Annotated in this window: 13 protein-coding genes and 2 pseudogenes; 3 read left to right on the forward strand and 12 right to left on the reverse strand. The window is 42.1% G+C overall.

Annotated features, from left to right (window positions below; translation table 11 throughout):
* Window positions 1–383 precede the first annotated feature (383 nt).
* The 5 genes from GOM71_RS20665 to pgsA all read right to left on the reverse strand — a co-directional run bounded on the left by GOM71_RS20665 (window position 384) and on the right by pgsA (window position 5,353).
* Window positions 384–1,169 carry a helix-turn-helix transcriptional regulator gene (locus tag GOM71_RS20665; RefSeq protein ID WP_156284516.1) on the reverse strand — a complete coding sequence of 262 codons (786 nt, stop codon included), beginning with the start codon at window positions 1,167–1,169 and terminating at the stop codon, window positions 384–386.
* A 103-nt stretch (window positions 1,170–1,272) separates the two neighbouring features.
* A complete protein-coding gene (locus GOM71_RS20670) occupies window positions 1,273–2,418 on the reverse strand; it encodes a winged helix DNA-binding domain-containing protein (protein WP_156284518.1) in 1,146 nt (381 codons plus the stop codon).
* Between the two features lie 43 nt (window positions 2,419–2,461).
* Window positions 2,462–3,628, reverse strand: a complete 1,167-nt coding sequence (locus GOM71_RS20675) for an epoxide hydrolase family protein (protein ID WP_156284520.1) — start codon at window positions 3,626–3,628, stop codon at window positions 2,462–2,464.
* A 248-nt stretch (window positions 3,629–3,876) separates the two neighbouring features.
* Window positions 3,877–4,464: a hypothetical protein gene (locus GOM71_RS20680; protein ID WP_156284522.1), complete on the reverse strand. Its 588-nt coding sequence runs from the start codon at window positions 4,462–4,464 to the stop codon at window positions 3,877–3,879.
* Window positions 4,465–4,765: 301 nt separating this feature from the next.
* Window positions 4,766–5,353: a CDP-diacylglycerol--glycerol-3-phosphate 3-phosphatidyltransferase gene (pgsA, locus tag GOM71_RS20685; RefSeq protein ID WP_156284524.1), complete on the reverse strand. Its 588-nt coding sequence runs from the start codon at window positions 5,351–5,353 to the stop codon at window positions 4,766–4,768.
* A gap of 275 nt (window positions 5,354–5,628) precedes the next feature.
* Here pgsA and GOM71_RS20690 point away from each other — a divergent pair.
* The 3 genes and pseudogenes from GOM71_RS20690 to GOM71_RS24550 all read left to right on the forward strand — a co-directional run.
* Window positions 5,629–5,728 (forward strand): annotated as a pseudogene (locus GOM71_RS20690) (IS1595 family transposase); the annotation flags it as partial.
* A 120-nt stretch (window positions 5,729–5,848) separates the two neighbouring features.
* Window positions 5,849–6,370 carry a hypothetical protein gene (locus GOM71_RS20695; RefSeq protein WP_156284526.1) on the forward strand — a complete coding sequence of 174 codons (522 nt, stop codon included), beginning with the start codon at window positions 5,849–5,851 and terminating at the stop codon, window positions 6,368–6,370.
* Window positions 6,371–6,602: 232 nt separating this feature from the next.
* A pseudogene (locus GOM71_RS24550) lies at window positions 6,603–6,779 on the forward strand (IS110 family RNA-guided transposase); the annotation flags it as partial.
* Here GOM71_RS24550 and GOM71_RS20700 read toward each other — a convergent pair.
* The 7 genes from GOM71_RS20700 to GOM71_RS20730 form a co-directional block, all read right to left on the reverse strand.
* Window positions 6,707–6,928, reverse strand: a complete 222-nt coding sequence (locus GOM71_RS20700; protein ID WP_156284528.1) for a transposase — start codon at window positions 6,926–6,928, stop codon at window positions 6,707–6,709. The pseudogene GOM71_RS24550 and the gene GOM71_RS20700 overlap by 73 nt on opposite strands.
* A gap of 139 nt (window positions 6,929–7,067) precedes the next feature.
* On the reverse strand, window positions 7,068–7,643 hold the full coding sequence (locus GOM71_RS20705; protein WP_156284530.1) for a hypothetical protein: 576 nt from the start codon (window positions 7,641–7,643) through the stop codon (window positions 7,068–7,070).
* Between the two features lie 294 nt (window positions 7,644–7,937).
* Window positions 7,938–8,210 (reverse strand): hypothetical protein, encoded by a 273-nt coding sequence (locus GOM71_RS20710; protein ID WP_156284532.1) that lies wholly within the window; start codon window positions 8,208–8,210, stop codon window positions 7,938–7,940.
* A gap of 164 nt (window positions 8,211–8,374) precedes the next feature.
* A complete protein-coding gene (locus GOM71_RS20715) occupies window positions 8,375–8,866 on the reverse strand; it encodes an immunity 26/phosphotriesterase HocA family protein (RefSeq protein WP_156284534.1) in 492 nt (163 codons plus the stop codon).
* A gap of 357 nt (window positions 8,867–9,223) precedes the next feature.
* Window positions 9,224–11,476, reverse strand: a complete 2,253-nt coding sequence (locus GOM71_RS20720; RefSeq protein ID WP_216651791.1) for an ABC transporter permease — start codon at window positions 11,474–11,476, stop codon at window positions 9,224–9,226.
* Window positions 11,470–12,168, reverse strand: a complete 699-nt coding sequence (locus GOM71_RS20725; RefSeq protein ID WP_156284537.1) for an ABC transporter ATP-binding protein — start codon at window positions 12,166–12,168, stop codon at window positions 11,470–11,472. The genes GOM71_RS20720 and GOM71_RS20725 overlap by 7 nt, the downstream gene beginning before the upstream one ends.
* A complete protein-coding gene (locus GOM71_RS20730; protein ID WP_156284539.1) occupies window positions 12,169–12,813 on the reverse strand; it encodes a TetR/AcrR family transcriptional regulator in 645 nt (214 codons plus the stop codon).
* Between the last annotated feature and the right edge of the window lie 525 nt (window positions 12,814–13,338).

A 13,338-nucleotide genomic window follows, 5' to 3' on the forward strand; every position in this document is an offset into this window, starting at 1 on the left:
AAAGATACCTATCAACAGCAGCTTAGAAAACGGGAATGAATTAAAATTCCGACTCATCCGCTCCACATCGGAATCGGAATTTTAGTATATGGGTGTTTTCAAACTGCACTTTTTTTGACAACTCCACCCCTATTATCACCAACAATCTCCACAATACGGTAAGTAGTTTAAGTTGATTCATTTTATTCGCCCTCACTTACAAATACTCTTAGCACGAAAAACTAACCTTATTCCATAAGTAATGTACCCCAACACTTATTCAACTATCCTGCCAGTTAGCTTAATAAATCAAAGGAGCAGTTGCTGTAGCAATCTGCTCCTTCTGTCGTTGAACTATCGTCTCCGTTAGCTTAATGAAAAAAGCTTATTCTTCCCATGGGAACTTAAGTCCACCCATATCCATATATACTTTTTATTTGATCAATATAATCCTGTTTATCGAAATGGAACGTAGTTAGTGACAAGGTATCTTCCGAATTCATGAGGAGTTGGTCGAATCCGAATTCATCACGCACCCGGGTTTTCATCTCTGATTGAAAGAGTAATACCGCTTGTACTTTTTTAAAATCGGCTCGATTCATGAATTGTTTTTCGACATCTTGAAGTGTATAGTCTCTTCTCAGCTGTCCTATACGAGACAAGCGGAATACGCGGATGTTCATTCGTGTCAGACAATAGCCGTAAAGATACCAAATATATCCTTTAAGGAAAAGCCCCATCGGTTCAACTTTCCGCTCGGTCTCCGCACCATTGTTATCTAAGTATTTGAATGCCATATGCACTTTGTCGTTTGGTGCTGGCTTGAAATCGAAATCCAGATAATACTGATCTCTGGTATTTTGACCCGGCATTAACGCACCAATGCGTTCAATTAATCGATCTATTTCGATGTGATCCGTCGCGGACCGTACTCCTCTCAAGGCTGAATAGATTGAAGAGAAATCATCCAAAGATAATACCTGCTTTTCCAATCGGTAGCCCTGCATAATCTCATATCCTCCATCCGATCCGGCGAAAGACACAATGGGTATTCCTGCTTGATTTATAGCTTCCATGTCACGATAGATCGTTCGCAGAGAAACTTCAAATCGCTTGGACAGGTCAGTAGCACTGACGCGAGGTTGATTTAATAATGTCATGGTAATCGCGAGCAAGCGATCCAGTTTCATAGAACGACCAACCTCCATTATATTACAGGAATCCGAGAACAAGGAAATATAATCCATTCCTTATTCTACATATGAATGCCCGCACCTTCTTTGACCTCATGGGTTAGTGAAAAATAATTTCTGAGGCAGCCGATTGCGGAACTGCGAAATGTAGCATACGGGTCCCCTCCTCAAACAGAGCACCCAGCTCTTGTTTGGTAAGTTCACGAAATGGTTCTATGTGTAAAGCAGCATCCTTACTCCCACATGTCAGCTTCCAAGTTCCAGCGACAAAGCCGTCGATAAGAAAAGTTGCACGGATGATCCCGTTCGATGTGAAAACACGTTTACGGTACACCTCATCCATGATCCGGCTGCGGTCCGCATAGGACAGCAGCATATTATCGAACTCGCCAAGAAACCTAGGTTCAGATGGCGTATCAGCATTAGGACGAGGAGCATCCGGCAGATCGAACAATTCCTCACCACGTTCGTTCCGGAATGTGATGAGATTCGGACGAAGAGTTTTTATAACCTCAGAAATACGTGTGAGTCCAGACCAAGCCTGAATATCCTTGACTGTAGCCGGTCCAAATGCAGCCAAATAACTTCGGAAGAGCCTCTCCGGATCGGGTGATGAGGATAAAGGTTGGCCTAACCATACTTCAACCGATGTATGTATGGCCTGCCCACTTTCCCCCCATATGCCCCGTGGCGGTATTTGCACTAACGGCACCCTATTCCGAACCGCTCCCGCTGCGGCCTCCGGATTGAGCCCAGACCAATGTTCACATAGGCGCCTGCCCAATTCTTGAAAAGTCATTGGCTCCTTTTCGACCATCTCCCTTCCTGCTGCAACAAGAACTTCTTGGTCTATTCCATTTAACTGCTTTCCGAAGGCTCCCTTCAAGCCTCGGTCCATAACGGGCTGCAGCAAGGGACGCAGCTGCAATGCGTCACGCGCAGAGACCAGGTGCAAGGTCGAACGCATCAGCGCCATGCGAACAACCTGTTTTTCCTGCAATAGCCCGGACAGTTCTTCGTGCCGAAAAGCATCAATCCGCGACCACAATCCGAAATAAGGTGCAATCGGGGATTGTGCCTGCATCCCAGCCAGCTTCTCGATGACCTCCAAGACGGGGAGCTTCACACGAATAAGCAGCATTTGCCTTGCCAGCAGCGCGCGATTTAACTGTCTGTTACTGAATATTTTACTGGCTTCTATTTCGGTTGCTGCTTCTTGGATTTTCGCTTTTTTCACTTTATTCATGTTTATAGCCCCCCTCTTGTTTAAACATCAGTTTCGTTTACCGTTAACGGAATCTCCGGAAGAAAGCTTGGATGTCAGGAATTAGAAGATCCGGCGCATCCATTGCGGCAAAATGGGTTCCACGTTCAAATTCTGACCATTGCACAATATTCGTGTTGTCACGTTCAGCATAACGCTTTATTGATTTAAAATCATGTCCGAACACAGCCACTCCTGTTGGAGTCGTATTTGGTCCCTGCGGATCCTCCCCGTGATTGTGCGCATTCTCATAATACAAGCGACTGGACGATTCTGCCGTATTGGTCAACCAATACAAAGTAACATTAGTCAAGAATGCATCTCGATCGATAAAATCGACATGATCGCCAAAGCCGCAAAATAACTCGGCTATCCATGCAAGTTGACCTGACGGCGAGTCCGCCAGCCCATAGGAGAGTGTCTGCGGGCGTGTCGATTGGATTGAATTAAAGCCCGCCCGTTCATGAAAATTAGCCAGGAATTGAAGTTTCTGCTGATCTTCATCTGATAAGTCGGCCATCTCTGCCGGATCTCCGGAAGGGAAAGAAAACAGCTGCAGCACATGAATGCCGCGCAGACCTTCAGGCTTCTGAATTCCCAGCTCTCTGGACGCAAGTGAGCCGCAATCACTGCCATGTGCACCATATTCCGTATATCCCAAGCGCTTCATTAAGACATCCCATGCCCTTGCTATGCGAGCTATATCCCATCCGGCTTCAAGTACTGGCCCTGAAAACCCAAATCCAGGTACGGAAGGAATAACCAAATGGAATGCCTGAGCCGGATCGCCGCCATGGCTGCGCGGATCACTGAGCGGACCGATTAGTTCCAGGAACTCAACAATCGAACTCGGCCATGCGTGGGTCAACAGGAGAGGAAATGCGTCAGGTTCAGGTGAACGAACATGTAAAAAATGAATGTTTGCACCATCGATATTCGTAGTGAATTGATTGAACTCATTCATGCGAGATTCGAATTTGCGCCAATCATATTCTTTCTGCCAGTAGACTGCTAACTCTTTTACATAGTCCAGCGAAACCCCATATTTCCAGTCTGCTCCGCCTAACGCGTCAGGCCAACGAGTCCGAGACAACCGGTTCCGTAGATCCTCAAGATCACTTTGCGGCACGGATATGTGGAACGGCCGAATTTCTTGGCTTACCTTGGAAATCATATGACTTGAATTTGTCATGGGAATGTCCCCCTTGTAACAGGTATATTTGTTTTGCTTACAATACCTATCTTAATCCATGCACCCTGACAACATTATGTCAGGGTGTATGGATTGCGAAATTTTTTACCGTCAGATTCAGTAAATAAGTTTTTAGATCAACTTAGAAATAAGAACAGCGACAGCTGAGGACGAGAAAAAAGTCCTAGACTGTCGCTGTTCCATTTAACAAACGTTCTCCGTTAGCTCAATCATAAAGTATGGACAAGTTAATGTAACGGTTCTCCATCTGATTTTAAGAATTTGCGCATTAGCTTATCGGATAGCGCCAAAGCTTCCTCACGTGTTGATGCGGGTGCAGATAACATCATTCCATTCTCAGAACTCCATGCAGTTTGAGTATTTCCATCTTCAGAAACGGACTGTTGATCAGAATTGTTGAGAAGCAACGTAACCTGACTGAAGTCTTTGTTTGCGAATATTGAATGTGACTGATATATATCTGAACTTATTGTAGCTCCACGTTCGTCATATACAAAATAAGGGTATGAGATGGATCCCCAGCCATCTTTGGAGAAATGAATTTCTACCTTACGTTGATCCTGAGGCACTGGAATTTGTTCACCTACAATCTGAACTTCACCTTTAAATACTCGCTCATTTTTCAAGCTTGTATATAACTTGCCTTGAATGACAACAGTTGCAGGTTCCGTCTCCAATTTCGCCCCTTCCGAACCTAACTGATACTTTACACCTGCCAGCTCTAAATCAATGTTACGGGAGTGCTTAACATACATGATCCAAGCGACGCAGATGATGATCACAATCAAGCCGAACGGTAAGATCCATTTTTTCATCTATAACTAGCCTCCTAATTTTATGGAATCCGCTTACTTTTCATCTAAATTTATACGTTCATTGTTCACTGAAGTTGCGCTAACCTGCCCGTTAGTTTAATAACTCGATCTAATGTTTTTGGGGATCACGGCCTTGTATAGAAGTTCTTGTCTTGAGCTCACGACAAGAACTTCTATACAAAAACGACATGAACTTCTATACATACCTGTTACGCAATGAAGCTGCCGATTGAGCCGGCAGCTTCGTCCTGGTTGCTTATTGAACTAACGTTCCCGTTAGAGCGTAATGACATAATAACTTTTATAGTTCCAGTTGTAGTTTACGGTAATTGTTTTTCATATACTTGTAACCAGAATATACGGTCAAAACTACAGCCATAATCATGATAGTCAGGTCAATTGGAAACTTCGTAAAATACGAAAATGGGAAATTCCCTAATAACACAGCAATGATAGCGACTACTTGGAGTACTAACTTAAATTTTCCATGTTTATCCGCTGCAAGTGCAGTTCCCTTTGCTGCAGCCAGGACGCGGATTCCAGATACCATAACTTCGCGACCGATAATTACAACTGCAATCCAAGAAGGAATCATTTTTTGCTGTACCATCATAATTAAAGCAGCTGAAACTAAAAGCTTATCTGCGAGTGGATCCAGCAACTTTCCCAAATTGGTTATCTGGTTATATTTACGAGCTATGTATCCATCTAGTTTGTCCGTAGCAGATGCAAAAACAAAAATTCCAACTGCCCAATACAAACCATTATGATTTATGTAATTCAGAAATCCTACTTGCTCTGCTATCCACGATGGATATTGTTGAAAAGCTAAAAGAAACAGTGGAATCATACCAATTCTTACTATTGTAATTTTATTCGCGAGGCTCAATTATTCATCACCATCCACATATGTTTTATCTTACATCTTAAGAATACCACATTTATACAGGTGTTAATGCTCTTAATTTAAATGTATATAAAACTATTCTGCTCTTTTAATGCGATGAGAGAAAGAAACAGCTACCTATTATTCTTGCCGGTAGCTGTATTCTTGGTTGTATGAAGCTAACGTATCCCGTTAGCGTAAAACCGTTATCAAGGAGTTGGCATGCATATGTCGAAAGCGATGGGGGTATACTTTCGCTTCAATTTCTCGCCGATGACCGCTATAATGGCGTCGCAACCAAGTATTTGCAACATTATTTGGCTTGGTTCCGTTATGTAGACAGCAAGGAATATGAAAATACAACGTCGAATAAAAAAGCATGTTAGTTGAATCGTGTTTGTTTCCAATTAACGAAACAAATCTAAAAACTACGCCAAACGTCATGTTCTTTGTGAAAATTCGAGTGAGAGGTACTTATAAGAAAGTGAGTGTATAATCTTGAATAATATTAAGAAAGTTCTTCTTTATACTCTTGTAATCTTACTTATAGGTTTTGGAACATATTTGGCTTTCAAAGTTTATGTAAATTTGGGTCCTCGGAATGCTCATTATTTGACCGTAAAAACAACACATCTTGACCAAGAGAGTATTGGAAATTTGTCACTGAATCAGAGCATTAATGATTTGAAGCCTACCCCAAATGCAGATAAAAACAATTCTCTTTTTGAATACTACACTTGGGAGAATGAAACGAAATTCGCAACAAACTTTAACGATGATAAAATAATTCGAATTATTGTTTATAAGAGTAGTTCATTTTCAACTTCAAAGGGAATTCAAGTTGGAGATTCCAAAGAAAAAATCATTCATGCTTATGGAAACAATTTTTACAAAAGAGTTGAGCAAGGATTTGATATTATGGGCTACGTTGATAAGAATTTAAACCGAACAATTGAGTTTTGGTTAACAAACGATAATAATATTTATTCAATTCGATTAGACAAAGGCTCAATGGATTGACCGCCCTTAACGGGCGGTTATTTTTTTAGATATAATCAACATTTAAGTTAAACATAGCTTAATTTTAAAGGTCTCCAAACCTCCAAAAATCGAATTGAATAGCCTAAGAGTATGTCTAGTTCATCGCACTTGATTTTACCCTAACTGCCCTTTCCTGGATGGCTGAACTATCGTCTCCGTTAGCATTCCTGTAGATGGATTAATTCATCATTGCGAAAAGAAAAGCGCCTAAGAGCTGCGTGTCTATCTATCAAACCGCGACTCTGTCGTGACGAGACTCGTTAGTGCTAAAAACCAGATTCATCACTGGGTAGACGTTGTTTTCCCCGAACTGCGTCAGGTCTTTAAGAGCCTGATATGTGTCGGTTCGTTGGCAACTCTTCGTCTGTTCCCTACATCTGAAGAACTCTGTATGTCTTTCTTGTATTCTGCCATCCAGCGATACAGGGTGATTTCGCTTATCCCCAGTTCGCGGGCTACCTGCGCCACCGTTTTTCCTTCTTCTTGAATAAGTCGTACGGTGTTCATTTTGAATTCTCTGTCGTACTTTTTTTTCATGTCTTACACCTCGATTAAGAATGCATTTATTGTCGCACTCTCGGTTCGATATGTCCAATTAAAAGTCTAGCATCAAAATGGCAACTGATCACCTGGATCAGCTGCCATTTTGTCTTTCTTAATTTAATGCCCTGGTTAGTTAATCATCAGCAATGAATTCAAATTTAAGATCTTTTGCATCGATATAAATGGTTTCAAACTCACTTTCCCTTTTACTTCCTGTTACCTCGCTCACAATTTCAATTTCTACATAATTAAAATGGACTTTTGCGGTTTCTTCCTTTTTAATGCCTCCTGTTAAAAAGTTGATACCGTCACCAAATGATTTAAAAATTAAAAGTGCTCCCTCAAAATGTACCTTACTTATATTCACCCACTCAAAATTATTGAAAACAGCTAAAGAATCCTTGATCGGAATGCACTCTATATGGCATTTCCCATGATATGAAGAGAGAGTAAATTCATACGCATGTACATCTTCTGGGGTCAATGTTATGCCATATTTATAAGAGAAAGACTGATATACCATTTCATAAAATAATGGAATTACTATGTCATCCCATGCATCGTAGGCGAATGCATTAATGGGGATTAAATATGGATATAAGCTAGTTAACGCATTATTGAAATTAATAAGTATTTCAGTGTCGGAGACATGGTTAAGATCATCTTCAATATCATGATTAAAAAGCTTGATTTTCCTTCGATCGATCATTATGTCCTCCCATAGCCTATACTTATTTCAATACCATATCGCCACGCTATTGTTCTTCGTTAGAATTCCTGTAAAACGAATAATTTGGAGTTTGAACAAAAACGAGCGCCTCCAATAAAATGGGGTTGCACACGAGGTCAAAAGCCTCAAAAAGCCCATCAGGAGGTCGCTCTACTATTCCGCTCGAGTTCGGTAACCATCGTGAAGGGTTCAATCTGTTCGAACGCTGGAATCAAGATCTCGATTGTCTTTTTTGCCATGCAAATGAGTATCATATACTCGCCTCACCTTGTTTCATTGTCTATCTGGACGCTTAACGAACTTTATCATCAATACCCCCTCTTGCAGTTCGGCAGAATAACAATTTTCGTTTACATTTTCAGTTGAAAATTGATATTCAAGAATGGCATCAGCCATTTCTTGAGTGAATCTCCCTTTAAAATACGGTATATTTAACTTAGTTCCAACTTGAAATTCTTCATCACAACAATTAATATCAATGTGTTCTATTATCGTTTTAACTGGATCGTTTAGATCAGCCCATTTTAAATTACATTTATTATTCATTACTCTCCTTCTCCTTCTCTTATCTTTTTATTGTATACTAGGCATCTTCTTTTTGGTCGGATCTTCCACGTCTAAAACCGGATAACCCATTAACGAACGCCATTCCTCGTGCAAATCAGCACTACCTTTATGTCGGGTTGACAAGAACTCCATCTCTTACCTACTTAATGATACTCTTTTCCGTACAGCACTCGATGAACTTCTCTTCCGACATATCCATAACTTGCCAGGCCATGAAAACGTGTATAACGAGGTTTATAAAGCATGCGATCTCCTTCCAAATTGTAAAACTTATCTTGATTCTCGAAATCATCAAAAAAACCGAAGTCCATATTTGATTCTTTCTTTGTTATAGGCTGATTTTCCACCGTTTCAAAGTACCCCTGTAACCAACCTTGAAAATTCACTACAGTTGGCGGTAACAATAATTCAGACTCATCTAATTCAGAGGGTATCTCTTTATTAATTGAAAGACAATTATATACAAATATTAAGTTCATATTTGAAAACATGATATTTTTACTTACTATCTTCGTTTTGATTACCTTGCCAAAATAATAATGATTTTCCTTTGGTTGAATGACGAACACATCACCTTCCAACGGTTTCTTTCGAGACTTCTGCATGGCGATTAGTTCCGAAAACTCATCTGACATCCTTAGATTCTCCTCTCCAATAACTTATTTAGTTCTCCCCTTAATAAAACTTTCAGCCCATGCAACGAGTGGTCATTCTAATATTGGTTCTATAGATAGATATGCTATTTACTTTTATTCTGAAGTTGGCCGCCGTTCTTTATCATACCATTACTTATCAATATTATACTGCTCCATAGGCTCAACAGAAAGCAAGTCAACAGGCTCGACAAAAGGCTCGTAATCGTCTTAAATAGTATAAAAATGAGAAAAAGACGAGCAAGCAGCTCGTCTTTTTCAGACCATACATTCAGTTTACCCCACTACTGTTGGCTGAGTTCATTAAGAACTACTTCTATTTGATCGAGATCCTTTTCCCTATTCCACTCTCGATTTTAACGCATCTGCCATTGAAATCCGCGCGATTTTCTTTTTGCTTAATGCTTTTGATAATTCAAAGATCAGATAAATCATGACGAATCCGACAGCTACGTAAACATAATCTACCTTCACGGGCATAATAAAGCTCGTTGAAGCAGCTATAGAGCCGTACATTGCCTTTAAGGAAGAGAGCAGCAACGGTACACCGATGATGAATCCAAGCAGTACGATGATCGTGGAGCTGTTAAGAATAAGGGAATAAACCTCTTTCTTCCGATAGCCCAGCACCTTCATTAGCGAGATGTTGTCCTTGTTCTCCTCGATGATTAGAGATGTAACGACGTAGATCACGAACAGCCCGATGATAAAGGATAGGATGGAAATGACGCCGAACATCGCCTGCATCGGTCCGGTCAAGGATTTGAATGCCTGTTGAAGTTCGTCGGAAGACGAAGTGCTTAGCAGACTGTCCTCTGCCAATTCGAGCGGCTGCTGACTCCATAGTCCTAAATAGCTGTCCGCAGGGTACCCCAGCATCTCGTTAAATGCCGACAGAGGCAGATAGATAAATTCACCAATATAGCTGTCGGCTATCGCTTCGATCGTAATCGTGTAGGATTTGGAATCCAATTTGCCTGCGATTTCGATCGGTTCATGAAGCTTGATTTTCAGCCGGTCTGCCAACGGTTTCGTAACGATTACTTTATCGAAGGTCAACGGCTTGCCGTCCGGGTCTTTGAACGATAACGATTGCGAAGATGGTTCGACCCCATATACCGTAAAGCCGTCATTATCGCCCGATTCCCTCATAAACGGCGCCGCCGAGAATGCTTCGCCTCCCTCCATTGGTTTACCTTCCTGCAGTTTGTTAAACCAATACTCATGCTTAAACTTATAAGCCGCTTCGTAGGTGTCCTTCATCAAGAAATCCATCGAGCTCTTTAGAGTGAATCCCAGCAACAGCAGCATCGTAGCCATTGTTACGCCAAGCAAGAGGAAGATGCTTCTTGGTATGCTTCTCAACTGCTCACGGACTTTGAATTTCGTCGAGAACTTCAGCTTGTTCAAATTCAATCGTCTTTCTATAAAGCCGACCTTGCGTGTATCCTCTCCCCCTCGCAGAAGCTGGACCGGCGTATGGCCGAGCGATTTGCGGATGGTGATATAGACGCTTGCGAGCAGCAGAACAATAGGAAGCAAAAGACTAATCGCGAGATGTGCAGTATTGACTTTTACAGATGCAATCGGAATATTAAAATACCCTACCATGTAAGTAAGCATAGGATTTAATGCGGCGAGCCCAAGCGCCGTTCCGGCAATGCCCCCGGCAGCGGCGACAATGGACGGATACCAGAGATAATGACTCATGATTTCGCTTTTTCGATAGCCTTGAGCGTAGAGAGTTCCAATAATGACGGCCTCTCGCTTCATCATTCGCCGCATAACGACAGCCGTCAGCAAACAGGTTAAGAGCAGGATAGCGACCGGCATCAGGGATCCTATGTTTTTCATGTTATTCATCTTTGCAGTGGCCAACGTCACTCTTGGATTCTCGTTCGTGTTCGTCCACTTCAGTATTACGATTTGCTCGTTTTTCAGATAACTCTTCAATTCCTCGAGCCGATGCTCCTCATCCCCTTCATCGTCTACCACTTTCACGCTATAAAAGCGATTATCTGTTTGAAACTCGGTAAAATCGTCCTTTCCGATGACGGCAATCCCGAAAGAACCCGGTGAATTCAGCACGTCGGTTTCCTTTTTCACCGGATAAATGTAGTTCGGAAGCGACATGAAACCTGTTACCTTAAACTTCCTGTCATGGATGTCGATTGTATCCCCGATGTCAATATGGTTCGCTTTAGCGTATGCCGGATCGACCAAAGTATCGTTTCCGGCTAACGGCTTGCCTTCGATGACCGCATACTTATTGACCTTCGTCATTTCAGCAAATACTCGAAGCGTCCGTTCCTCCGAAGCGGCATAGTCGAATGATTCGCCTTCCTCGATCAGCAAGCCAAACTTTGATTCAAGCTCCGCGATATTGCTAAGCCTCTTATCGGCAACAAAGCTGGCGTCTTCCTGGACATAGTCATTCACGAAAGCCAAAGTGCCGGAATCTGTGTTGTAGCTGGTCTGATTCATCAACGTATAAAGCAGGCAGCTAAGCACAATCAACACGATCGACCCCAGATACTGGGCTTTGCTTTCCAGTATCGTTCTGCTTACCTTCTTGTTAATGATCATCACCATTCAATCCCTTCCGCAGGGACAATTGCTTCGTTAACGAAGCTTTCTACGATTTCTCCGCTTCTAACTTTGTACACCCTGTGCGCCATCGCGCTAATCGCTGTATTGTGGGTAATCATGAGAATCGTCGTGCCGAAATCTTGATTGATTTGCTGCAGAAGCTTTAGTATCTCTCTCGAGGTTTGAAAATCAAGCGCACCTGTAGGCTCATCGCACAACAACAGCTTGGGATTTTTGACGACCGCTCTGGCAATGGAAACTCGTTGTTGTTCCCCGCCGCTTAACTCCTTCGGAAATCGGGCTTTCTTCTCCAACATGCCAACGGCCTTCAATACTTGGTCAATATTTAAAGGAGACTTGCTGATATTCGAGACAACTTCCACGTTCTCGCCAACGGTCAGGTTAGGGATCAAATTGTAAAATTGAAAAATAAAGCCGACCCGCTCTCTTCGATACTCCACCAGCTGATTATCGTTTAAGCTGGAAACATCGACGCCGTCTACGGTCACTTTGCCCGAATTGGCACGGTCGATTCCGCCTAAAATATTGAGCAGCGTTGATTTGCCGGAGCCCGACGGTCCTAGAATAACCCCGATATCTCCACGATCGAGTCCCAAGTCGACTCCTTTTAGCACGGTTGTGATTACGTCCGCTGAATCGTAGCTTTTTGTAACGTTTTCCGCATGTACGAACATTTATTTCACTCCCATTCCGTTTAAGATTAATGCATACAGCGATTTAAGCTCACTTTTGTATTTCTCCAAGTGTTCATCGGATAGCTCTTTCCCGCTTTCTTTAACCTGGTTAAGAAAATATTCTTTAAACCGGAAAGTTGCACCAGATAGAAATAGGACTAGCATATGGTCGTCAATGTCTTTTCTAAAATAGCCATTAGTCTGACCGTCCTTAATCAATTTAAGCAATACAAGCTCCGAAGCCACTCGCATGGTATCCCTGGTTTCGGCTGCAACGGGATTGAACGTTCCAAGCAGTACTTCTTGCAGGAACAAGGCAATTTCATGCTCCTCTTTGACTTGAATCCATGCATGATCCAACGTAACATTGATCATCTCGAAGAATCCGCCATTATTGGATTGAAATGGCATAAAATGACTGTATTTCTTCATAAGCAGCTCCAATGACCAGCGGACCGAATGCAATAGAATTTCTTTTTTATCGTCGAAATATTGATAGATACTGCCTTTGGCAATGCCAGCTTGTTTTGCAATCGCCCCCACGTTCCCGCGTTCGAAGCCATACGTTAAAAATTCGTGAATGGCCGCCCTCATCACTTTTTCCTGTTTTTCTTCGCTCAAATTCAGAAATGTTTCTTTCGGCATCCTTTCACTCCTTCATGAACCGATTAAAAGCGGCCATGTCGTTGATTCGGCGTCTTGCAGCCATATGACCGGCCAGTCATGTGCTAATCATATCCTCCTTCGCAGTTCAATGTAAAACGCTAGAAAGTCGGACTAAATGGGAAAATCCGCCTTTTTGGTGAATAAATCCGTTTAAACACAATCGGCTCGTTAAGTTGGCCTATTCTCGCTTACTTTTTCGCCGTTTTTCAATGGTTAGAAAAAGCAAAAACCACATCCTCATGCGGATGTGGTTGATGTCGGCCAAGGCAGCAATAGGTGGATCATAAATTATCCGTACCGCATTATGTTGCGCCGCTAAACAAAAATATGAAAAGCTGCATCATTCCAATCGTATTGATGTAAACCGTGAAGAAGGTGTCCATGTGTAACCTTCTCAACAAATCTAAAACTCTTATCAACTAAGATACGATATGCTCTTCTTCACTTAAGAAACTTCTAAATAGCCTTACCTCTACCAAAGAGATTCACAGTCATAAAAACGAT

The sequence above is a fragment of the Paenibacillus sp. NEAU-GSW1 genome, from assembly GCF_009737085.1.
Classification (GTDB): Bacteria; Bacillota; Bacilli; order Paenibacillales; family Paenibacillaceae; genus Pristimantibacillus.